Genomic DNA, 22,620 nt, shown 5'->3' with positions numbered 1-22,620 from the left:
CCGTTCGTCTCACTGTCTGTCGCCAATCCCGGCGGCCCGTCGCCACCCCATCCGGCCATTCCCAGGAGCGCTCTTTTGGTTCTCAGTGACTTGGACACCTGGTTCGTCAGCCAGGTGCTGCCGATGGAGGCCGCGCTCACGCGCTTTCTTCGCCGCAACTGGCGTGACGACGCCGAAATTCCCGACCTGCGCCAGGACGTTTACGTGCGTATCTATGAATCGGCTGCCAAGGCCCTCCCCGAGCTGGTCAAGCCTTTTGTCTTCGCCACCGCCCGCAACCTGCTGATCGACCGGGCGCGCCGCGCCCAGATCGTGTCCATCGAAATCATTGCCGACCTGGACGCGCTCGACTTCTCGGCCGACGAGCTCACGCCCGAGCGCCATGCCGCCGGCCGCGGCGAGCTGCGGCTGCTGCAGACCGCGCTGGACGCCCTGCCCTCCAAGTGCCGCCGCGTGGTGGAAATGCGCAAGATAGAAGGCCTATCGCAACGCGAGGTGGCCACCCAACTGGGCATCACCGAAGACACCGTGGAGCGGCAGGTGTCGCGCGGCGTGCGGGCATTGGCCGACGCCATGCTCTCCAGCGGCGTGCAGCTGGACACCAAGGCCTTCGGGCGGGCACAGAACGACAAGAGGCTCTCGCCATGACTGAAGCCGAACGCATCGAATCCGCCGCCGCCGACTGGCTGGCACGCCGCGACAGCGGCCACTGGAGCGAGGCCGACCAGCAGCAGCTGGACGCGTGGATTGCCGTGTCGATTGCGCACCGCATCGCGTGGCTTCGGCTGGAGAGCGTGTGGCAGCGCAGCGACCGGTTGAGCGCACTGCGCGCGCCACCCGCGCCCGCTTTCGTGCCCATTCCCCTGCCCGTGCGCGCGCCCGCGGCCAGCCCGTCTGCGCAAGGCACGCGCGCACGGTGGCTGCCGCGCTTTTCCACCCAGCGCATTGCGGCCAGCATGCTGCTGGCCGCGGCCGGCGTCAGCTGGCTGGGCTGGCGCTACACGCAAGACTGGCAAAGCGAGCACTACGCCACCGCGGTGGGCGCGCGCCAGCTGGTTTCGCTGGCCGACGGCTCCAGGCTCACGCTGAACACCGACACCCAACTGCGCACGCTGGTCAACGCCAGCGGGCGCAAGGTGTGGCTGGAAGACGGCGAGGCCTACTTCGACATTGCGCACGACAAGAAGCACCCCTTCGTGGTGATTGCGGGCGACCGCCGCATCACCGTGCTGGGCACGCGCTTCGTGGTGCGCCGCCAGGGCGAGCAGGTGAACGTGGTGGTGGAAGAAGGCCGCGTGCAAATCGCTTCCGCGCAAGATGCCACGGGCGACAAGGCCGCCGCGCCCACCGTCATCACGCGCAACCAGGCCGCGGTGGCCAACGCCGGCAACGTGCTGGTGGTGCCCAAGGCGCCCAAGCAGATCGACGACGAACTGAGCTGGCGCCAGGGCAAGCTGGTGTTCGACCAGACCACGCTGGCCGACGCGGCCACGCAGTTCAACCGCTACAACACGCACAAGCTGGTGATTGCCGATGCGGCCATTGCGCGCATTCGCATCGGCGGCAGTTTCGACGCCGCCAACATGGCCGGTTTTGTGGCGTTGCTCAAGCAGGGCTTTGGCCTGGCGGTGCAGGAGCACGGCAACGAAACAAGAATTTCGAACTAGCTTATTACCGGAATGTGACGGGGCATTCGTCTCAGTGGGTACCCAAACAAATACCACGCTGTAGATCATGAATCGAATCGAGCAAAGCGCTACCCTGCCTTCCGTGCCGTCCGTGAAGAAGAGCAAACGGGTGACCCTTCGGCCCTGGGTCATTGCGGGGACGTGCGCGCTGATTGGCGGGCTCTCCACGCAAACGCAGGCACAGGGCCAAGGCCAGGGGCAGTCGCAGGCGCAACGCAGCTTCGACGTGGCCGCCGGCGACCTGAAGTCCGCGCTGGATGCCTACATTGCCCAGGGCGGCGTGCAGCTGATCTACAAGGTCGACGACGTGAAGGGCTTTGCCACGCGCGGCGTGCAGGGCGCGCTGGCACCGCAGGAGGCGCTGGCGCGCATTCTGGAAGGCACGCCGCTGCTCACGCGGCGCGGCGACGACGGCGCAGTGGTGGTGTACACCGCCGCGCCGGTGGTGACCCGGCCGACCACCGAAGAGCCGCAGTCGCTCGACAGCGTGACCGTCACGGCCACGCGCCGCCGCGAGCCCGTGCGCGAAGTGCCGATGCAGGTGAACGTGATGAAGGCCGAGACGCTGGAGCGCGCCGGCGCCAGGAACCTGGCCGACTACGTCGCCGAGCAGCCGGGCGTGAACCTCACCAGCAGCGGCAGTGTGGGCGGCGCGCTCACCATGCGGGGGCTCACCACCGGCCCGGTGCAGGGCATTGCCACCGTGGGCGTGTATGTGGACGACGTGGCCACCGGGCTGAGCTCGGCCGGCGCGCTCAGCGGGTTCACGCCGCTGGACATGGGCATGCTCGACCTGAACCACATCGAGGTGCTGCGCGGCCCGCAGGGCACGCTGTACGGCGCGGGCGCCATGAGCGGCGTGCTCAAGTACGTGACCAACCAGCCCGACACCATGGAGTTCGCGGGCTCGGTGAAGTTCGGCACCTCCTGGACGCAGGGCGGCGGCCCGGGCTTCACCACCGGCGCGGTGCTCAACGTGCCCATCAAGGAAGACGTGGCCGCCGTGCGCTTCGCCGCCTTCACCGACCAGGTGGGCGGCAGCTACGACGCCACCGGCCTGGGAAGGGGCCGCAACATCGACCGCGGCCATACCGACGGCGGCCGGGTGTCGCTGCTGCTCACCCCCACGCGCGAACTCACGGTGCGCCTCACGGGCATGGTGCAGGACGTGCACCGCAAGGGCCTGGGCTTCGAGGACATCGACAAGCGCACCGGGCGCCCATGGGGCCCCGAGCGCACACGCCAGTTGGGCGGCAACGAGTCTTACAGCAACAAGACGCAGCTGTTCGGGCTGGACGTGGAGTACGACTTTGGCTGGGCCCGACTGAACTCGATCACCTCCGCGCAGGACGTGAAGATCGGCAACTCGGTCGACCTGACCGCGCTCTACGGCCCGTCGCTCACCGCGATGCGCCTTTCCGCCGCATCGGTGCCGCTGGCCAGCACCGTGGAGCAGCACCGCGTGAGCCAGGAGTTTCGGCTGACCTCGCGCTCGGGCACCACCATCGAGTGGCTGGCCGGTGTGTACCTGAACCGCGAACGCGGCGAGAACGACGGCGTGCTCAGCGCCAACCTGAACGGTGGGCTGGGCAACAAGACCTTCCTGACCTCCACGCAGTTCTCGCGCTACCGCGAAGAAGCCGCGTACGGCGACGTCACCTGGAACGTGACGCCCGCGCTGTCTTTCACCGGCGGCGTGCGGCTGGCGCGCAACGAGCAGCGCTACGGCAGCAAGCAGTCGGGCACGCTGGTCGGCCCGGTCGACGCCAACGCCAGCGGCACCTCGTCGGAAAGCCCCACCACCTACCTGGCCGCGGCCAAGTACACGCTGTCGGACACCAGCACCATGTACTTTCGCGCGGCAAGCGGCTACCGCCCCGGCGGCCCCAATGTGCTGAAGGCCGACACCGACCGCAGCATCGTGCAGCCGATGTACAAGTCCGACTCGCTGTGGAGCTACGAGCTCGGCTACAAGGCCGACCTGCTGGACCGCACGCTGTCGCTGGAAGCCGCGCTCTACGACATCGAGTGGCGCGACGTGCAGCAGCCCACGCGCAGCGGCGGCTTCGTGTTTGTCACCAACGCGGGTGCGGCGCGCATCAAGGGCGGTGAACTCACGCTCAACTACAAGCCGAGCAAGGCATGGCGCTTCACCGCCAACGCCGCACTCATCGACGCGCGCCTGACCGAGGACGCGAAGGGCCTGGACGCCAAGGCCGGCACGCGGCTGCCGCAGACGCCGCGCTTTGCCACCACGCTGGGCGTGACGCACAACTTCAGCATTGCCGAGCGCCCGGCCTACTTTGGCGTGAGCGCGCGCTACACCGGCAAGCGCGACGCGGGCTACCGCGGCAGCGCGGTCATTCCCAGCATCAAGATGCCGGCCTACACGGTGGTCGACCTGCAGGCGGGCATCGACTTTCAGCGCTTCAGCCTTGCGGCCTATGTGCGCAACCTGGCCAACAAGCGCGGCATTCTGTCGATCGACACCGGCCTGTCGGCCAACCCGAACCTGGTGCAGGCGGCGCTGTCGCCCTCGCGCACCGTGGGCCTGACCGTCAACGTGCCGTTCTGAGATGTCCAGCCTCCATCCGCTGGCGGCTGCCTTGCCGCCGGACGCGACGGGCCCCGCAGCACACGAGACGACAAGAAAAGCACCGCCCAGCGCCTGGTATGCGCTGGCGGTGCTGGTCATTGCGACGGTGCTGGGCTCGATCGACAAAGTCATCCTCACGCTGCTGACGGAGCCGATGCGCATTACGCTGCAGCTGTCCGACACGCAGCTGGGGCTTTTGCAGGGCGCCGGCATCGTGCTGTTCACCGGCATCGCCACGCTGCCCCTGGGTTGGCTGAGCGACCGCTACGACCGGCGCGTGGTGCTGGCCGCCTGCGTGGTGCTGTGGAGCGCGGCCACCGCCATGCGCGGCACCGCCATGGACTACGGCGTGCTGTTCATCGCCTCCATCGGCCTGGGGGTGGGCGAAGCCGGGCTCACGCCCATCACCAACAGCATGATCCCGGACCTGTTTCCGCGCGCGCAGCGGGTGCTGGCCAATGCGGTGTTCGCGCTGTCGGCCATCTTCGGCAGCGCGCTGGGCGCCTTGCTGGGCGGCACCGTGGTGCACCTGACGGAAGACCTGCGGCCCTGGCTGCCCGCGTCGATGCAGCAGCTGGAAGCCTGGCGGCTGACCTTCTTCGTGATGGCCTGCGCGGGCGTGCCGGTGGCGCTGCTGGTGCTGTCGATTCGACGGACACGGCGCGGTGGTGAGCGGCAGGCCGCTGATGCAACGGTCACATCCAGCGCTCCGGCCACGGCTCACGCCCCGCTTCATGCCGATGCCGACGACGCACCCAGCACCGTCAGCTTTCGCGACCATCTGCGCACGCACTGGCGCACCTTCGCGGGCCTGGTGATTGGCGCGGGGCTGGCGAGCGTGGGCATGAGCTCCATCGGCACCTGGCTGCCGATCATGGCGGCGCGCGAATACGGCATCACGCCGGCGCAGATGGGCAAGGGCATGGGCCTGGCGTTTCTGTGCGGCACGGTGCTAGGTGGCCTGCTGGGCGTGGCGGCGATGCGCTTCGTGCAGCCGCGCATGGGGCCGGCCGCCGCGCTGCGAATCATCATGCTGGGCAATCTGACGGCCGCGCTGCTGTCCACGCTGCTGCTGTTCACGCGCTCGGCCAACGACGCCTTCATGCTGCTGGCGCTGCTGGTGGTGCCGCTCATCGGCGGGGCGGTGCTGCTGCCCAACGTGCTGCAGGACGCGGCGCCGCCGCACCTGCGCGCCCGCACCATCGCGCTGCTCTCCGTGGGCGGCCTGCCCTTCGGCGTGCTGGGGCCGCTGGTGGTGGGCATGTTGTCGGACGCGCTGAAGTCCGTGCCCAACGGGCTGGCGGTTTCCATCGTGGCCACCACGCTGATCGGCGGCGTCATGGGCGCCATGGTGCTGCGCGCCACCGAAGGCCCGTTCGTGCGGCTGATGCGCGCGGCGCGGCCCACCTGAACCTCTCCCCTCTTTCGTTTCACACCCTTTTCGTTGTCCTTCCATGTCACAACACCCGTCGCCTTCTGCTCCTGACACATCCTCTTCGCCGCAAGCTTCGGAGGCCGCCGCACTGGCCGCCATCGACGCGCTGGTGGCGCCCTTCAACCGCAGCGATGCCCCCGGCCTGGTGATGGGCATCGCGCGCCACGGCCGCCTGCTGTACCGCCGCGCGGTCGGCATGGCCAGCCTGGAGATGGGCGTGGCCAACACGCCGACCACTCGCATGCGCATCGCCTCCACCAGCAAGCACTTCACGGCCATGGCCGTGCTGCTGCTGGCCGAGGACGGCCTGCTCGACGTGGACGACGCGGTGCAAAAGCACCTGCCCGAGCTGCCGCAGCTGAGCGCCAACGGCCCCACGCTGCGCCACCTGCTGACCCACACCAGCGGCTGGCGCGGCCACGACGAGCTGTGGGCGCTGGCGCACGGCCTCACCTTCACCCGGCCAGGCCCGGGGCTGCCGGCCATGGCGCGCCAGAGCGAGCTGAACTTCGCGCCCGGCACGCACATGGTCTACAGCAACGGCGGCTACTTTCTGCTGGCGAAGATCGTGGAGCGCGTGAGCGGGCAGCGCTTCGACGACTTTTTGAAGACGCGCCTGTTCGGCCCGCTGGGCATGCCCGACACCGCGTCGGTCGCCACCGACCTGGACGTGGTGCCCGGCCTGGCCGGCCTCTACATGCCCGCGCCCGGCGGCGGATGGCAACGCGGCCTGTACCCGTGCGAGCTCGACGGCGGCGGCTCGCTGGTGTCGACGGTGGACGACATGCTGCGCTGGCTCGCGCACCTGCACGGCAGCCAGAAGACGGTGGGCAGCGCGAAGAGCTGGGCGCTGCTGTCCGCACCCACCACGCTGTTGTCGGGCTCGACGGTGAGCTACGGCTTTGGCCTGGCGCGCCACCCGTACCGCGGCGTGGAAATAGTCCATCACGCGGGCGCGGTGCTCGGCGCGCAGTCGCAGATGCTCAGCGTGCCGGCGCACGGGCTGGACATCATCGTCATGGTCAACGGCGCGGCGGTGTCTCCGTCGACGCTGGCGCTGAAGGTGGTCGAGCTGCTGCTGGGCGACGCGCTGCAGCCGCCCGAAGTGCGCCCGCTGGCCAGTGCCTTCCCCACGCTCATCGGCCAGAACTACCACGCACCGTCCACCGGCAGCGTGATCGGCTTTGCCGACGTGGCGGGCAAGCTGGGTATGTCGTGGCAGGCCAGCGGCGCCAAGCCCCTGCACCAGGGCGAGGGCAAGCTGTGGCTGGGCCTGCAGGATCTGCCGATCAACGACCTGGTGCTGGACGCCAGCGACATCGATCCGCAGCGCGCGCCCGACACGCTGGTGCTGCACGAAGGCGGCCAGCCCTGCCGCTTTGAACGCCTGCCGGAGAACGTACCCGACATCGCCGCAGTGGCCGCGCAGCTGTGCGGCGACTACACCAGCGCCGACCTGGACGCCACCGCGCGGATGGCGCTGGTCGACGGCGCGCTGCTGCTCACGGTGCAAGGCCGCCATGGCCAGCACGTCTGCGCGCTCACGCCCATTTCGGCCGACGTGATGACGCTCACTTCGACCGACCCGGTGCTCAGCCAGATGGGCCAATCGACGCTCACCGTGGAACGCAAGCAAGGCCGCGTCACGGGACTGCGGCTGCACACGCTGCGCACACGCAACATCCACCTCGCTCGCCAGGAGTCACACGCATGAAGTTCTTCGCCGCCCTGCTCGCCACGGAGACCAACACCTTCGTCTCCGCCCCCACCGGCTGGGGGAGCTTCAACGAATACGGCATCTTTCACGGCGATGCCAGCACGCGCGATGCGAACGGCTACGGCATGTTCGCGGTGGAGGTGCGCAAGCAACTGGCCGCCGAAGGCCACGAGATGGTCGAGAGCCTGCTGGCCTTTGCGCAGCCGCTGGGGCGCACCGTGCGCACCGTGTACGAAAGCCTGCGCGACGAAATTCTGAGCGACCTGCGCAAGGCCGGCCCGGTGGACGGCGTGATCCTGGTGCTGCATGGCGCCATGGTGGCCGACGGCTGCGACGACTGCGAGGGCGACCTCATCTCGCGCGTGCGCGCCATCGTCGGGCCGAAGGTGACGATTGGCGTGGAGCTCGACCTGCACTGCCACTTCACGCGGCAGATGCTGACCGAGTCGGACGTGATCGTCGGCTACAAGGAATATCCGCACACCGACGCGGTGCTGCGCCTGCATGAGCTGGTGCGCATCGTGGTCGATGCCGCGCAGGGCCGCGTGCAGCCGGTGATGGCCGTGCACGACTGCCGCATGGTGGGCAAGTGGCACACCACGCGCGAACCGATGGCCGGCTTCGTGCGCCGCATGGAGGCCTGCGAGAAGCTGCCCGGCGTGCTGTCGGTGTCGCTGGGCCATGGCTTTCCGTGGGCCGACGTGCCTGAGTCGGGCGCCAAGCTGTGGGTGGTGACGGACAACGACCCCGCGCTGGCAGCAAAGCTCGCCGACGAACTGGGCCGCGCGTTCTGGGATCTGCGCCACCAGACCGGCGTGCACGCGGCCGGCGTCGCGCAAACGCTCGACGAAGCGATGGGCATGCCGGGCGGCCCGGTGGTCATTGCCGACATCGCCGACAACCCCGGTGGCGGCGCCACCAGCGACAGCACCTTCGTGCTGCGCGCCATCGTCGAGCGACAGATCGCGGACGTGGCCGTCGCCGGCATCTGGGACCTGGGCGCGATTCAGCTGTGCCGCGACGCGGGCGTTGGCGCGCAATTCGAGCTGCGGCTGGGCGGCAAGTGCGGGCCCGCATCAGGCGACCCGATCGACCTGCGCGTGACCGTGAAGGGCGTGCTGGACGCGCACGAGCAAGGCGGTCTTGCGGCCGGCCTGCGCACGCCCATGGGGCCGTGCGTGTGGGTGCAGGCGGAACGCGGCGTGGACATCGTGCTCATCAGCAAGCGCAACCAGGTGATGTCGCCCGACCTGTTCACCGGGCTGGGCATCGAGCTGGCGGGCAAGAAGCTCATTGTGGTGAAGTCGGCGCAGCACTTTCATGCGCAGTTCGCGCCCATTGCCAAGGCGGTGCTGTATGTGTCGACGCCGGCCGCGCTGAGCGACGACTTTGCGAACCTGCCGTACCGCGTGCGCGACCTCGACTACTGGCCGCGGGTGGAAGAGCCGAAGCGCGGCCCCGCGCAGAGCCGCAAGCCTTGGCAGGTGCCAGCGCCCGGCGAGCTGTACACCGTGAACGACCGCGCCATGCACCTGCAGCGCAGCGGCCCGGCACCGGCCGGCGCACTGCAGCCCACGCTGGTGATAGAGGCCGGCGGCGGTTGCGCCTCTTCGACCTACGGGCGGCTGCAGCAGGTGCTGTCGGCGAAGTACCCGGTCATCAGCTACGACCGCGCCGGCATGGGCTGGAGCGAAGCCGACCCCGAGCCCTTCGACGGGCAGCGCAATGCGCAACGCCTGCATGCGCTTCTGGAGGCAGCCGGCGTGACGGGCCCTGTCGTGCTCATCGGCCATTCGATGGGCGGCCTGCTCAACCGCATCTACACCGGGCTGTACCCGGAGCGGGTGGTGGGGCTGGTGATGCTCGACGCGAGCCACCCGGACCAGTGCGAACTGTTCAGGCAACCGCTGCCGCAGGCGCACCTGGACGCCGAGCGCGCGAAGCGCAGCGCCTTTCAGGCCGGCGGCGCGGCGCCACCGGAGATGGCGCCGTTCGAGGCAATGTTCGCGGACCTGCCCGACGTGGTGCGGCAACTGAAGGCCACCTACACGCCCGAAGCCATCGACACGATGGTGTCGGAGCACGCGGGCCTGCCGCGCGTGACGCAGCAGGCGGCGGCATCGCCCGACCTGGGCGCGCGCCCGGTCGCGGTGCTGTGGGCGGCGCAGGACAAGTTGCCGGCGGGCACCGACAGCGCGTCTGAAGTCCAGCGGCGCTGGCCCGAATACCAGCAGGACCATGCGGCGCTGTCGACGCGGGGCCGCGTGCAGCTGGTGGAAGGCGCCGCGCACATGACGCTGGTGCTGCTGCCGCCCTTCGTGCAGCAGATTGCGCAAGCGGTCGACCTGATGATGGCGGAGCTGGGATGGTCGCAATGATGCAACTGGCGCATACCGCATTGGCCGAACTCACCACCCCCGCGCTGCTGCTTGACAGCACGGTGCTGGAGCGCAACTGCGACGCCATGTCGCGGCGCGCGGCGCGCCATGGCGTGGCGCTGCGCCCGCACCTGAAGACCTCGAAATCGGCCGACGTGGCGCGCCTGGCCACGCGCGGGCACAGCGGCGCCATCACGGTGTCGACCATTGCCGAGGCCGACTACTTCGCGCGCCACGGCTTCGACGACCTGACCTACGCGGTGGGCATCAGCGCGGGCAAGGTCGATGCGCTGCACCGCATCCAGCGCATGCACGGCGCGCGCCTCACCTTGCTGGCCGACCGCGTCGAGGCGGTGCAGGCCGTGGCCGCGCGGGCACGCGCGCTGGGTGCGCGCTTCAAGGTGCTGATAGAGGTCGACACCGGCGGTGGCCGCGGCGGCGTGGCACCGGACGACGAGCACGCGCTGCTGGCCCTGGCCGCCGAGGTGCAACGCAGCGGCGCGCTCACGCTGGCCGGCGTGCTCACGCATGCCGGCCACAGCTACCACGCCAACGGGCTGGCCGCGATCCGCGCCATTGCCGAGGCCGAGCGCGCCGGCGCGGTGCGCGCGGCCGAGTGCCTGCGCGCAGGCGGCTTCGAGGTGGACGTGGTGAGCGTGGGCGCCACGCCCACGGCGGTGTGCGCCGAGCGGCTGGACGGCGTCACCGAAATGCGCCCCGGCGTCTACACCTTCTTCGACCTCGACCAGGCCGCGCGCGGCATCTGCGGCATCGAGGACATTGCGCTGTCGGTGCTGGCCACGGTGATCGGGCACAACCCGCGCTCGCGCCGCGTGCTGATCGACGCGGGCGCGCTGGCGCTGTCGAAGGACGAATCCGGCGCGGAGTTTCGCGATGGCCTGGGCTTCGGGCTGGTCTGCCATGCGGGCAACACCCGGCCCCTGCCCGGCCTGCGCGTGGCCGAGCTGCACCAGGAGCACGGCCTGATCGCCTGCGACGGTGACGGCGCGGGCCATACGCCGGAAGCGCTGCAGGAAGAGCTGCAGGCCCTGTTCGAGGCCCTGCCGATCGGCGGGCGCGTGCGCATCCTGCCGCACCACGCCTGCATGACCGCGGCCCCCTACGACCGCTACCACGTCGTGCGCGGCGCGGGCACGCAGGTGCACGCCGTGTGGGGCAAGGCCCGCGGCTGGCACGCGGCAGGCCCCGACGCCTGAACCCGGAACCTTTGTTTTTTTGGAGTCACTCATGATGAAAACCTTCTGCGCAAGGCTGATGGCCGCGGCCGCACCGCTCGTTCTGGCGTTCTCTTTGACGGCCATGCCGCAGGGAGCCCACGCACAGGCCACGCCGGCACCTGTTGCCGCTCCAGACGCCACGGCGGCACCCGCTGCAGAGGCGCCGGTAGCCGCCGCGCCCGCGCCCACGCCCGCATCTGCACCCGCAACTGCATCCGCGCCCGCCAAGGTCGACAACCCCTACGGCGTGGGCGCGCTCTGGGCGCAAAGCGACCTGGTGGCCAAGACCGTGCTGCTGATCCTGGCGATCATGTCGATGGGCAGCTGGTACGTCATCGTCACCAAGCTGCTCGAGCAGATGCGCATGGGCCGCCAGGCGAAGGAGGTCGACAACGAGTTCTGGAACGAAGGCACCGTGCAGGCCGGCACCGCGCGGCTGGCCGAAGGCAGCCCGTTCCGCTTCATTGCCGACGCCGGCGTGCACGCCACCAAGAAGCACGACGGCCTGCGCGGCAAGGTCGACTTTGCCGACTTCGTCGACCTGTGCATCCACCGCGCCACGGAGCGCGTGCAGCGCCGCCTGAGCAACGGCATGTCGCTGCTGGCCACGGTGGGCTCCACCGCGCCCTTCGTGGGCCTGTTCGGCACGGTCTGGGGCATCTACCACGCGCTCACGGCCATCGGCATCGCGGGGCAGGCGTCGATCGACAAGGTGGCCGGGCCGGTGGGCGAGTCGCTCATCATGACGGCCATTGGCCTGGCCGTGGCCGTGCCCGCGGTGCTGGGCTACAACTGGCTCCTGCGGCGCAACATCACGGTGATGGACGACGTGCGCGAGTTCAGCGGCGAGCTGCACTCGGTGATTCTGGCCGGCAGCGCCCAGGCCTGAGCCCGGACCCCGTTCACGCAAGCAAGCGAGCCACACCATGGCGATGAACATTCCCTCCGCCGGCGGCGACGAGGAGCAGGCGATTGCCGCCATCAACACCACGCCGCTGGTCGACGTGATGCTGGTGCTGCTGATCATCTTCCTCATCACCATTCCGGTGGTCAATTACTCGGTGCCGGTGGACGTGCCCAAGCAGCGCAACGAGGTGCGCGAAAGCAAGCCCGAAACGGTGGTGCTGTCGGTGGACGCAGCCGGGCGCATCTACTGGTACGACACGCCCGTGCGCGACGTGACCGCGCTGACCGACAAGCTGAAGAAGGTGGCCGCGCTCACCCCGCAACCCGAGGTGCACATCCGCGGCGACTGGCACTCCGACTACGAGCCGGTGGGCAAGATCATCTTCGCGTGCCAGTCGGCCGGCATCGTGAAGGTGGGGTTCATCACCGAGCCCCCCGCGCGCAACTGAACTGACAAGGCACAGCCATGCGAAAAGAAAAACAGGGGCGGCGCGCCGGCGCGCCGTCGGACGAACCCATGATGGACATCAACACCACCCCGCTGATCGACGTGATGCTGGTGCTGCTGATCATGCTGATCATCACCATCCCCATTCAGCTGCACGCGGTGAACCTGAACATGCCCAACGGCAACCCGCCGCCCAGCGACCTGAAGCCCGAGGTGCTGCGCATCGACATCGACGAACGCAGCGCGGTGCTGTGGAACGGCGAGACCGTGGGAGAGCTGGACGAGGTGGAGCGGCGCTTCGCGCAGCTTGCCGCGCAGCCGGTGCAGCCCGAGGTGCACCTGCGCCCCGACAGGCACGCCAAGTACAACGTGGTGGCGGGTGTGATGGCCTCGGCGCAGCGCTCCGGCCTGACCAAGCTGGGCATCATGGGCTCGGAGCAGTTCGTTCCATGAGCCGCGCCAACGACTTCGACCCCAAGTCCCGCTTTGGCCCAGTGGGCATCGGCGTGATGGTGCTGTTCCATCTGCTGGTGGGCTACGCGCTGGTCTCCGGCCTGGCCCGCAAGGCGGTGGAGATGATCAAGAAGCCGATGGCCGCGACCATCATCGCGGAGGTGAAGCTGCCGCCGCCCCCGCCACCTCCACCACCGCCGCCGCCGCCGAAAAAGGTCATCAAGCTGGAGACCCCGAAGGCGCCCCCTCCACCCAGGCCCGCCTACGTGCCGCCGCCGGCCGTGACACCGCCGCCGAGCAGCGCGCCGGCAGTCACCGCGGTGCAGAGCACCGAGCCGGTGGCGCCGCCGCCGGCCGCGCCACCGGCACCGCCCGCACCGCCCGCGCCACCGCACGCGACCTCTGCCGACATCGCCGTGGCCTGCCCGAAACAGGTCAAGCCCGAGATGCCGCGCAAGGCGCTGGACGAAGGCATCAGCGGCGTGGTGAAGGCGGAGGTGCGCATCAAGGGCGGGCGCGTGACGGAGGTGCGCTTTCTGTCGGGGCCTAAGGTGTACCAGTCGGCGGTGCGCTCGGCCATGCTGCGCTACGAATGCCAGACGACGGGGGATGCGGAGATCCTGGCGACGCAGGAGTTTGTGTTCAAGATCGAATAGCTTGTTTGGCGACCGAGGCGTTGCGCCGGGGCCCGGGATGGGTCCTGCGCAACACTTTTTTTGCGTATTCAGGACCGTACAGACAAAAAAATAGCCCCTTGCGGGGCCATTTCTGGAGGAGAGGGAGGGATTCGAACCCTCGGTACTATCGCTAGTACGCCTGATTTCGAGTCAGGTACATTCGACCACTCTGCCACCTCTCCGGTGTCTGTCGAGCCTCTGATTATACGGGCAATTCAAGGCGTTTCGACAAAAAGAATCAGCCGCGCAAAATTTCAACACCGCCGATGTACGGACGCAACGCCACCGGCACGTTGATGGAGCCGTCTTCGTTCTGGTGGTTTTCCAGCACCGCGACCAGTGCGCGACCCACCGCCAAGCCGGAGCCGTTCAGGGTGTGCACCAATTCGTTCTTGCCGTTGGCGTTCTTGAAGCGCGCCTGCAGGCGGCGCGCCTGGAAGGCCTCGCAGTTCGACACCGAGCTGATCTCGCGGTACGTGTCCTGCGCCGGCAGCCACACTTCCAGGTCGTAGGTCTTGGCGGCGGTGAAGCCCATGTCGCCGGTGCACAGCAGCACCACGCGGTACGGCAGCTCCAGCGCCTGCAGCACGGCCTCGGCGTGGCCGGTCATCTGCTCCAGCGCGTCGTAGCTTTGCTCGGGGTGCACGATCTGCACCATCTCGACCTTGTCGAACTGGTGCTGGCGGATCATGCCGCGCGTGTCGCGGCCCGCGCTGCCGGCCTCCGAGCGAAAGCACGGCGTGTGGGCAGTGAGCTTGATCGGCAGTTGCGACTCGGCCACCACCTCGTCGCGCACGAAGTTGGTCAGCGGCACTTCGCTGGTCGGAATGAGGTACAGCGCCGAATGGTCGGGCGCCGGCTCACCGTCCTGGCCGCCCTTCTTGGCGGCGAACAGGTCGCCCTCGAACTTGGGCAGCTGGCCGGTGCCGCTGAGCGTGGCGGCATTGACGATGTACGGCACGTAGCACTCGGTGTAGCCGTGCGTCTCGGTCTGCGTGTCGATCATGAACTGCGCCAGCGCGCGGTGCAGCCGCGCGATCGGGCCCTTCATGACGGTGAAGCGCGAGCCGGTGAGCTTGGCGCCCATCTCGAAGTCCAGGCCCAGCGGCGCGCCCAGGTCGACGTGGTCCTTCGGCGCGAAGGCCAGCGGCACGGCATTGGCGCCGGCGCCGCCTTGCGGGGCCCAGCGGCGCACTTCGAGGTTGCCGGCTTCGTCCTCGCCCAGCGGCACGCTGGCGTGCGGCAGGTTGGGCACGGCCAGCAGCAGCGCATGCAGCTCGGGCTGAATTTCTTCCAGGCGCTTCGACTGCGACTCGTGTTCGGCCTTCAGCCCGTTGACCTCGGTCATCAGCGCGTCGACCGACTCGCCCTTGGCCTTGAGCGGGCCGATCTGCTTGTTCAGCGTATTGCGGCGCGCCTGGATTTCTTCGGTGCGGGTTTGCAGCGTCTTGCGCTCGGCCTCGAGCGCGGTGAACGCCGACACGTCGAGGTAGGGCTGGTTCTTCTTGCGTTTTTCGAGGCCGGCCACAGCGGAGGCCAGGTCTTTGCGGAGCAGGGTGATGTCGAGCATCGGTCGATTTTAGAGGGCGGGTTTGTCAGGCAACGGTGGCTGGGTCGACGTTGGCGCCGCAGACGATCAGGCACACCTTCTCGCCCGCGCGCGGCACGTAGGCGCCGGTCTGCAGCGCCGCCAGCGGCAGCGCGGCGGCCGGCTCCACGGCCAGCTTGAGTTCTTTCCACAGCCACTGCTGGGCGGCGCGAATGGACTCGTCGCTCAGCAGCAGCGCGTGTTGCACCTGCTGCTGCGTGATCTCCCAGGCGATGGCGCCGATGCGGCGCGCACCCAGCGAGTCGGCCGCGATGCCGCTCACGTCCACGTCGACCGGCTCGCCGGCTTCGCGGGCGCGGTACAGCGTGGGCGCTTTCTCGGGCTCGAGCGCCACCACGCGGGCGCGCTGCTCGAACCAGCCGGCCAGGCCGCCGATCAGGCCGCCGCCGCCCACGCTCACCAGCACCGAGTCGGGCAACCCGCCCTGCGCTTCGATTTCGCGGCCCAGCGTGCCGGCGCCGGCCACCACTTCGGGCTGGTCGTAGGCATGCGTGAGCAAGGCGCCGGTTTCTTTCTGGCGCGTGAGGCAGGCGGCGAGCGCGTCGGGGTACAGCTGTCCGACCACGACCACTTCGGCGCCCAGCGCGCGCAGCCGCGCACGCTTGGCTTCGGGCGACACGCCCGGCAGAAACACCTGGCACGGCACGCCCAGTGCCTGCGCGGCGGCGGCGGTGGCAATGCCGGCGTTGCCGCCGGAAGCCACGACCACGCCGCTGGCGGGAATGTCGTTTGCCAGCAGCCGGTTCATCATGCCGCGGGCCTTGAAGCTGCCGCTGACCTGCATGTGCTCCAGCTTGAGCCAGACCTCGGCGCCCGGCGCCGTCACGCCGAAGGCGGCGGCCGGCAGCTTCCACAGCGGGGTTTCGCGCAGGAAGTGCGCTGCACGCTCGTTCAGCCTTGCGTAGGCGCTGTCTATTTCAGAGCGCCAATTCGTTGTATTCATGTCGTTCAGGAGATGTGGCCCGGGGGCGGAATGTCGTCGAGCTTGAGGCCCTTGGGAAGCGGGAACTTGATGGTTTCCTCGATGCCGTCCATCTTGCGCACCGACACCGCGCCGAACGCGCGCACGCGGTCGATCACCTCGCGCACCAGCACTTCGGGCGCCGACGCACCGGCCGTGAGACCGATGCGCGTCTTGCCTTCGAACCACTCGGGCTTGAGCTCTTCGGCCGAATCGACCATGTAGCTCTCGGTGCCCAGGCGCTGCGCCAGTTCACGCAGCCGGTTGCTGTTGGAGCTGGTGGGGCTGCCGACCACGATCACCAGGTCGACCTGCGGGCTCATGATCTTCACCGCGTCCTGGCGGTTCTGGGTGGCGTAGCAGATGTCCTGCAGCTTGGGCTCGCGCACCGCCGGAAAGCGCGCGCGCACGGCCGCGGCAATTTCGGCCGCGTCGTCCACGCTCAGCGTGGTCTGCGTGACCACGGCCAGCTTTTGGGTCTGCAGGGGCGACACGCGCGCCACGTCTGCCACGTCTTCCACCAGGTGAATGCCGCTGGACAGCTGGCCCATCGTGCCCTCGACCTCGGGGTGCCCCTTGTGGCCGATCATGATGAACTCGTAGCCCTCCTTGGCGAGCTTGGCCACCTCCACGTGCACCTTGGTCACCAGCGGGCAGGTGGCGTCGAAGATGGAGAAGCCGCGGTCGCGCGCCTCCTGCTCCACCGCCTTGCTCACGCCGTGCGCGCTGAACACCAGCGTGGAGCCGGGCGGCACGTCGGAAAGCTCCTCGATGAAGATCGCGCCCTTGGCCTTGAGCTCGTTCACCACGTAGGTGTTGTGCACGATCTCGTGGCGCACGTAGATGGGCGCGCCAAACTTGGCCAGCGCGCGCTCCACGATCTCGATGGCACGGTCCACGCCAGCGCAGAAACCGCGCGGCTCGGCCAGAAGAACTTCCGAGATGACCGTCATAGCACGCCGATCAGCTTCACTTCGAAGGTCACGGGCTGGCCGGCCAGCGGATGGTTGAAGTCGAAGCGCACCGCGGTGTCGCTCGACTCGACCACCGCGCCGGCGTAGCTGCCGCTGCCGTCGGGCGTGGGGAACTGCACCACGTCGCCCACGGCGTATTGCTCGTCGGGGTCGCCCATCCTGGCCAGCAGTTTTTTGGCCACCCACTGCTGCATGTCGGCGTTGCGCTCGCCGAAAGCCTCGCCGGCGGGCAGCTCGAAGGTGGCGTGGGTGCCCTCCTCCAAGCCCATCAGGCGCTGCTCCATGGCCGGAGAAAGCTCGCCGGTGCCCAGCGACAGGGTCGCGGGCTTGTCGGCAAAGGTGTTGATGATGTCGCCCGCAGGGCCGGCCAGCCGGTAGTGCAGGGTCAGGAAGGAGCCGGAAGTCACAACTTGGGACATGGGGGCATCAGAGGTGGGCAAAGACAAGGTGGGTGTCCCGATAAACTGGCCCTCATTTTAAGGAGCAGGGCTTCCACCCGGCTCCGCCAAGGTTTCAACCAGGGTTTCATGGCATTCAAGGACCTTCCTCTCGACGCCCGCCCGCGCGAAAAACTCATCGCGCGCGGCCCTTCCGCGCTCGCGGACGCCGAGCTGCTGGCCCTGCTGCTGCGCACCGGCGTGGCGGGCAAGAACGTGCTGCAGCTGGCCCAGCAGTTGCTCGAGCGCTTCGGCGGGCTGGCGGGCCTGCTGCACACCGGCGCGGACGACCTCAAGACCGTGAAGGGCATGGGCGGCACCGCCAAGCGCTCCGAGCTGATGGCGGTGCTCGAGCTGGCCCGCCGCGCCATGGGCCAGACGCTGAAGGAGCGCGCGGTGTTCGACTCGCCCGACGCGGTGAAGCAGTACCTGCAGCTGCACATCGGCGCACGCCCCTACGAGGTGTTCGCGGTGGTGTTCGTCGACGTGCGGCACCGCCTGATTGCGCTGGAAGAAATGTTCCGCGGCACGCTCTCGCAGACCAGCGTGTACCCGCGCGAGGTGGTCACGCGCGCCATTCACCACCAGGCCGCGGCCGTGGTGCTCTCGCACAACCACCCCAGCGGCGACCTCGCACCATCGCGCGCCGACGAGTTGCTCACCCAGACCTTGCGCGCCGCGCTGGCGCTGGTCGACGTGCGGGTGCTCGACCATGTCATCGTCGGCCCCGGAAAAAGTTTTTCGATGGCCGAAGGAGGGCTGCTCTGATGGCCTCGCGCACCCCGTCGTTGAAGACGCTGGCCGACCTGAAGCAGGTGCAACAGATGCTGGCCGAAACCCGCGCGCGCGAAGCCGCCGAGGCCGCTGCCAAGGCCGCGACCGAGCGCAGGCGTGCCGCCGAAAAAGACCTGTTCACCCGCGCCATTGGCGCCACCGAGCCGCTGCGCCGCAAGGCCAGCGTGCCGCTCGCGCCCGACCCGCCCCCGCCCATTCCGGTGCAGCACCAGCTCGACGAGCAGCGCGTGCTGCGCGAATCGCTGTCCGACGAGTTCGACGTGACCACGCTGCTCGACGTGGACGACGCCATGAGCTTTCGCCGCCCCGGCATCGGCACCGATGTGACCGCGCGGCTGCGCAAGGGCGAGTGGTCGATTCAGGCGCAGGTCGACCTGCACGGCCTGCGCAGCGACGAGGCGCGCGAGGCGCTCGGCGGCTTCATTCGTTCGTCGCACAAGAAGGGCTTGCGCTGCGTGCGCGTGGTGCACGGCAAGGGGCTGGGCTCGCCGGGCAAGATGCCGGTGCTGAAGACCAAGACACAGCGCTGGCTGATTCAGAAGAACGAGGTGATCGCGTTCGTGCAGGCGAAGCCGGCGGAGGGTGGGGCCGGGGCGCTGGTGGTGTTGCTGGCGCCGGTGCGGCGCTGACCTGCTCCCTCTCCCTTTGGGGGGAGAGGGTTGGGGTGAGGGTTTGCAGCTTCTGCTTCGCCGCCGCGCCTTGTCCAGCGCACCTCCCTCACCCTAGCCCTCTCCCCGAGGGGAGAGGGGACAAGAGGGGGTGCTCAAGAGGCGGCTCTACTTGCTCAGGTCCAGCCTGTAAACCGACCGACCCTTGCCACTTCCGTCATCCGCCGTCAGCAGCGAGATGTTCGCAAGCCCCGCATCGACGGCCGCGCCCAGTTGCCCCTGGCCCGAGGTGAACACCACGTTGCCCGCCGTCGTCACCTGCGTGAAGCGCCAGCTGCGCGCCGCGCCGTTCGCCGTGCGGGTGATGGTCTTCTTGGCCTTGATGTAGTCGATCAGCACGTCGCGGTTGGCATCGGGCGACGCATAGATCGTCGCGCGTCCGTCCAGTGCCGGAATGAAGCTCGCGCCGCTGGTCGCACGGTAGTTGTTGGTGGCAATGACGAACTCCTTGGCCGGGTCGATCGGCGCGCCCAGGTACATCAGGTTCTTGATGCGGCTGCCCACGGCCTGCGTCACGTCGATCTCGTACTGCACGTCTGGCGTGGTGAACATGTCGAAGTTGTAGCCCGGGAAGGTGCTGATCAACTGCTGGTCCGTCGCCACGGCCGGGTCGATCCTGTTGAAGCGCTTGGCCGCCGCTTCTAGCCAGCCCTTGATCTCCGCGCCTGTAACCTTCACGGCATACACCGTGTTCGGGTACAGGTACAGGTCGGCCGCATTGAAGATCGCCAGGTTGCCCACGGCCACGTCGGTGTAGTCGCGCCCGCCCTCGTAGCCCGACTTGAACGGCGCGCTCACCGACAGCACCGGCAGGCTCGCGTACTGCGGCAGATTGGCCTGCAGGTAGGCCTTCACGTAGTCGGCCTGCGCCTGGTTGACGATCTGGATCGCACCCGGGTCGCCCACGTCCGCAAAGTAGGTGTTCATGCGGAAGTCGGTGCTGCCGATGGGCGTCTTCACGTAGGTGATGGCGGCCTGGTGCTGGGTTTCGATCAGCGGCGCAACCGTGGCGTCGGGGTCGACGTAAATCGCCTTGCCCGCGCCGTCCTTGCCGGTCTGCGTGGAACGCACTTCCACGGCGGTCTTGGTCTTGTCCACCTTCCAGGCCTTGCCGTCGTACACCAGGTCGAGTTTGATGAGGCCCAGCGCCTTGCCCCACGAGCTGGCCATGACGGCGGGCACGCCGTTCACGGTGCCTGCAGTGTTGTCCACGCCGGTCTGCTTGTAGCCCGGGCTGGTGCCGCGGTCGGGGAACACGCCGTGCTGGTGGCCCATCATCAGCGCGTCGATGCCCGGCACCTTGGACAGGTAGAGGCCGGGGCTTTCCATGGTCGGCGAGTACGGCGAGGCGTCGAGCCCGCCGTGCTGCAGCGCGACCACGATGTCGGCGCCCTGCGCGCGCAGCTCGGGGATGTAGCGCGTCGCCGATTCGACCGCGCCTTCGGTGCGCACCTTGCCTTCGAGAAAACGCTTGTCCCAGCTCAGGATGCCGGGCGTGGTGAAGCCGATCACGCCGACCTTCACCGACACCGTCAGGGCCTTGCCGTCGGGCCCGACGGCTGCGAACTGCTTCGTGACGATGGTGTACGGCGCCAGCAGCGGCTTGCCGCTCTTCACGCTCTGCACGTTGGCCAGCACCATCGGAAAGTTGGGGCCGGCGCACTTCTTTGTGCCGTCGACACCGTCGACATCCAGCCCGCCGCCGATCACCTGGTTGAGAAAGTCGAGCCCGTAGTTGAACTCGTGGTTGCCCAGCGTGCCGGCGTCGTAGCCGGTGGCGTTCATGGCCTTGTAGACCGACAGCGGCTGGGTGCACGGAATGCGGCTCACCAGCGCCTCGTAGTCGGCCAGCGCGGTGCCCTGGATGGTGTCGCCGTTGTCGAACAGCATGGTGTTCGCAAATTCCTTGCGCGCCGCGTTGATCAGCGTGGCGGTGCGCTCGTAACCGTACGACTTGTCTTCGGCGAGCTTGAAGTAGTCGTAGCTGCGCACGTTGAAGTGCAGGTCGGTGGTTTCCAGCAACGCGACCGTGGCGCGCGTGCCCTCGGCGACGGGCGGGGGTGCGGGTGCCGGCGTGGTCGGCGGCGGCGCGGTGACCGGTGGGAACACCACGTTGCCGCCGCCGCTTCCGCCACCGCAGGCGGTGAGCACGGCAGCCAGCACGGCGGCGCAGGTGGTCATGGAGGCAATACGCCGCGAAGGCGAGGCATTGGAAAAGGTGGGAAGGCTTGAGAAGCCTGAAAGGGGCGAAGGCGCCGCAACCGCTGCGTTGTTCATCGAGAGATCTCCCTGCTGATTCGAGGAAGACCAGTCTCTGAAAGCAGAGTGACAGGCTGGTGAACCCGGCCTGACCCACGCCGCATTCGCTGCAGGTTTACGACAGGTGATTCTTTAGTGGTATTGACACGTCCGACACCGCCGCCGCGTCGGGGCTGCGGCCTGCTTCGAGCAGCTTGCGGCTCATCATGTGGTCGACCGGCGCGTTCACCGATTCCACGCACACGAGCTGTGCGTCGACGTAATGGAACAGCGAGAACGCCTCGGGCTTGGGCCCGGCGCGGCGCGCGCTGGTCAGGCCCGGCGTGCCTTCGGCGGGCATCAGGCCGGCCATCTGCAGGCGCATGCTGCCCTGGTCGGACCAGAACCACGCGACCGCGTCGTGGTCGCGCGCGGCGCCGGTCAGCGTGGCCACGGCCGTGCGGGCCTGGTCGTTGGCGTTCTGCACCGACTCCAGCCGCAGCGCGCGGCCCGCGCGGCGATCAGGGAAGCGCGTGCAGTCGCCCACCGCCAGCACATTGGCCGCGCTGGTCTGCATCTGCGCATCGACCACGATGCCGTCGGCGCACTCGATGCCCGCGGCCTGCGCCAGCGCGGTCTCGGGCACCGCGCCAATGCCCAGCAGCAGCAGGTCGACCGGCTGCTTCACGCCGTTGACCTGCACCGACACCAGCCGCGCGCCCTCGCCTTCGCCCTCGACCTCGAACGCGCCGGTCTGCGCGCCCAGCACGATGTCGATGCCCGCCGCGCGGTGCGTGGCGAGCACATGCGCCGACAGCTCGGGCGACACCGCACGGCCCAGCAGGCGAGGTGCGCTTTCAATGACCTGCACCGACTTGCCCAGCGCCTTGGCAGTGGCCGCCACTTCAAGCCCGATGAAGCCGCCGCCCAGCACGGTGACCTTCTCGGCCGACGCCAGGCGTGTGCGCAGGCGATGCGCCTCGTCGGCGGCACGCAGGCTGGCCACGTTCTCCAGGCCCGGCTTCAGCTCGGGGATCTGGCGGGCGCGCGTGCCGGTGGCCAGCACCAGGCGCTCCCACGGCAGCACCGCGCCGGAGCGCAGCGTGACGGTGTGCGCGTCGCGGTCGATGGCCACGGCGGCATCACCCAGGTGCAGCGTGATGCCCGCTTCGCGGTACCAGTCGGCGGCCTTGTGCGGCTGCGTGGTTTCCTCGGCGCTCTTCAGGAAGGCCTTGGACAGTGGCGGGCGGTGGTACGGCTCGCAGGCCTCTTCGCAGACCAGGTGCACGCGCGAGCCCTGCCCCGCTTCGGCCAGGCCGGCGCAAAGCTGGGCTGCGGCGTGGCCGCCGCCGATGATGACGATGGAATTCATGATGGAAAAAGGTCTTTCGAAATCGTTGTG

19 protein-coding genes, 1 tRNA gene and 1 pseudogene are annotated in these 22,620 nt (G+C 68.8%); 14 read left to right on the top strand and 7 right to left on the bottom strand.

The genetic code is table 11. The annotated features are described in order from the left end of the window. Positions 1 to 90 precede the first annotated feature (90 nt). The 12 genes and pseudogenes from VLK31_RS17165 to VLK31_RS17110 all read left to right on the top strand — a co-directional run bounded on the left by VLK31_RS17165 (position 91) and on the right by VLK31_RS17110 (position 13,515). A complete protein-coding gene (locus VLK31_RS17165) occupies positions 91 to 648 on the top strand; it encodes an RNA polymerase sigma factor (protein WP_409169621.1) in 558 nt (185 codons plus the stop codon). After that, the gene (locus tag VLK31_RS17160; RefSeq protein WP_409169620.1) at positions 645 to 1,667 is read left to right on the top strand and encodes a FecR family protein; all 1,023 of its coding nucleotides are present in this window, start codon (positions 645 to 647) and stop codon (positions 1,665 to 1,667) included. Before VLK31_RS17165 ends, VLK31_RS17160 begins: the two co-directional genes overlap by 4 nt. A gap of 130 nt (positions 1,668 to 1,797) precedes the next feature. Next, complete coding sequence (locus VLK31_RS17155) at positions 1,798 to 4,263, top strand: TonB-dependent receptor domain-containing protein (RefSeq protein WP_409169619.1); 2,466 nt, start codon at positions 1,798 to 1,800, stop codon at positions 4,261 to 4,263. A 1-nt stretch (position 4,264) separates the two neighbouring features. Then, positions 4,265 to 5,695 carry an MFS transporter gene (locus tag VLK31_RS17150; RefSeq protein WP_409169618.1) on the top strand — a complete coding sequence of 477 codons (1,431 nt, stop codon included), beginning with the start codon at positions 4,265 to 4,267 and terminating at the stop codon, positions 5,693 to 5,695. 43 nt (positions 5,696 to 5,738) lie between these two features. After that, on the top strand, positions 5,739 to 7,433 hold the full coding sequence (locus tag VLK31_RS17145) for a serine hydrolase domain-containing protein (RefSeq protein WP_409169617.1): 1,695 nt from the start codon (positions 5,739 to 5,741) through the stop codon (positions 7,431 to 7,433). Next, positions 7,430 to 8,869, top strand: a pseudogene (locus VLK31_RS17140) (M81 family metallopeptidase); the annotation flags it as partial. The gene VLK31_RS17145 and the pseudogene VLK31_RS17140, both read left to right, overlap by 4 nt. Positions 8,870 to 8,962: 93 nt before the next feature. Beyond that, entirely contained in the window at positions 8,963 to 9,814 is an 852-nt protein-coding gene (locus tag VLK31_RS17135; protein WP_409169779.1) for an alpha/beta fold hydrolase, read from the top strand. Further along, on the top strand, positions 9,802 to 11,031 hold the full coding sequence (locus VLK31_RS17130) for an alanine racemase (RefSeq protein ID WP_409169616.1): 1,230 nt from the start codon (positions 9,802 to 9,804) through the stop codon (positions 11,029 to 11,031). The genes VLK31_RS17135 and VLK31_RS17130 overlap by 13 nt, the downstream gene beginning before the upstream one ends. Positions 11,032 to 11,062: 31 nt before the next feature. Then, positions 11,063 to 11,941 (top strand): MotA/TolQ/ExbB proton channel family protein, encoded by an 879-nt coding sequence (locus VLK31_RS17125; RefSeq protein ID WP_409169615.1) that lies wholly within the window; start codon positions 11,063 to 11,065, stop codon positions 11,939 to 11,941. 37 nt (positions 11,942 to 11,978) lie between these two features. Continuing rightward, positions 11,979 to 12,407, top strand: coding sequence for an ExbD/TolR family protein (locus tag VLK31_RS17120; RefSeq protein WP_409169614.1), 429 nt, complete (start codon positions 11,979 to 11,981; stop codon positions 12,405 to 12,407). Positions 12,408 to 12,424: 17 nt separating this feature from the next. Further along, complete coding sequence (locus VLK31_RS17115) at positions 12,425 to 12,859, top strand: ExbD/TolR family protein (RefSeq protein ID WP_409169613.1); 435 nt, start codon at positions 12,425 to 12,427, stop codon at positions 12,857 to 12,859. Continuing rightward, positions 12,856 to 13,515 carry an energy transducer TonB gene (locus tag VLK31_RS17110; RefSeq protein WP_409169612.1) on the top strand — a complete coding sequence of 220 codons (660 nt, stop codon included), beginning with the start codon at positions 12,856 to 12,858 and terminating at the stop codon, positions 13,513 to 13,515. Before VLK31_RS17115 ends, VLK31_RS17110 begins: the two co-directional genes overlap by 4 nt. Positions 13,516 to 13,628: 113 nt before the next feature. Here VLK31_RS17110 and VLK31_RS17105 read toward each other — a convergent pair. The 5 genes from VLK31_RS17105 to VLK31_RS17085 all read right to left on the bottom strand — a co-directional run bounded on the left by VLK31_RS17105 (position 13,629) and on the right by VLK31_RS17085 (position 17,499). Then, positions 13,629 to 13,718: transfer RNA gene (locus VLK31_RS17105), tRNA-Ser, on the bottom strand. A 56-nt stretch (positions 13,719 to 13,774) separates the two neighbouring features. After that, positions 13,775 to 15,106 (bottom strand): serine--tRNA ligase, encoded by a 1,332-nt coding sequence (gene serS / locus VLK31_RS17100; RefSeq protein ID WP_409169611.1) that lies wholly within the window; start codon positions 15,104 to 15,106, stop codon positions 13,775 to 13,777. 25 nt (positions 15,107 to 15,131) lie between these two features. After that, positions 15,132 to 16,088 (bottom strand): threonine/serine dehydratase, encoded by a 957-nt coding sequence (locus tag VLK31_RS17095; protein ID WP_409169610.1) that lies wholly within the window; start codon positions 16,086 to 16,088, stop codon positions 15,132 to 15,134. 5 nt (positions 16,089 to 16,093) lie between these two features. After that, the gene (gene ispH / locus VLK31_RS17090; RefSeq protein WP_409169609.1) at positions 16,094 to 17,059 is read right to left on the bottom strand and encodes a 4-hydroxy-3-methylbut-2-enyl diphosphate reductase; all 966 of its coding nucleotides are present in this window, start codon (positions 17,057 to 17,059) and stop codon (positions 16,094 to 16,096) included. After that, complete coding sequence (locus VLK31_RS17085) at positions 17,056 to 17,499, bottom strand: peptidylprolyl isomerase (RefSeq protein ID WP_409169608.1); 444 nt, start codon at positions 17,497 to 17,499, stop codon at positions 17,056 to 17,058. The genes ispH and VLK31_RS17085 overlap by 4 nt, the downstream gene beginning before the upstream one ends. A gap of 108 nt (positions 17,500 to 17,607) precedes the next feature. Between VLK31_RS17085 and radC the strand changes: the two genes are divergently transcribed. Both radC and VLK31_RS17075 read left to right on the top strand, forming a co-directional pair. After that, positions 17,608 to 18,285 (top strand): RadC family protein, encoded by a 678-nt coding sequence (radC, locus tag VLK31_RS17080; protein ID WP_409169607.1) that lies wholly within the window; start codon positions 17,608 to 17,610, stop codon positions 18,283 to 18,285. Next, positions 18,285 to 18,941, top strand: coding sequence for a Smr/MutS family protein (locus VLK31_RS17075; RefSeq protein WP_409169606.1), 657 nt, complete (start codon positions 18,285 to 18,287; stop codon positions 18,939 to 18,941). The genes radC and VLK31_RS17075 overlap by 1 nt, the downstream gene beginning before the upstream one ends. Before the next feature lie 147 nt (positions 18,942 to 19,088). On the opposite strand, the gene VLK31_RS17070 is transcribed toward VLK31_RS17075, so the two are convergent. Both VLK31_RS17070 and VLK31_RS17065 read right to left on the bottom strand, forming a co-directional pair. Then, complete coding sequence (locus VLK31_RS17070) at positions 19,089 to 21,161, bottom strand: bifunctional 2',3'-cyclic-nucleotide 2'-phosphodiesterase/3'-nucleotidase (protein ID WP_409169605.1); 2,073 nt, start codon at positions 21,159 to 21,161, stop codon at positions 19,089 to 19,091. A 193-nt stretch (positions 21,162 to 21,354) separates the two neighbouring features. Further along, entirely contained in the window at positions 21,355 to 22,590 is a 1,236-nt protein-coding gene (locus VLK31_RS17065; RefSeq protein ID WP_409169604.1) for an NAD(P)/FAD-dependent oxidoreductase, read from the bottom strand. Positions 22,591 to 22,620: the final 30 nt, after the last annotated feature.

Origin of the sequence: Variovorax sp. H27-G14 (genome assembly GCF_046156345.1) — a bacterium.
Taxonomy (GTDB): Bacteria; Pseudomonadota; Gammaproteobacteria; order Burkholderiales; family Burkholderiaceae_C; genus Variovorax.
Note: the sequence above shows the minus strand (reverse complement) of the source record. Positions and strands in the feature narration are given on the sequence as shown.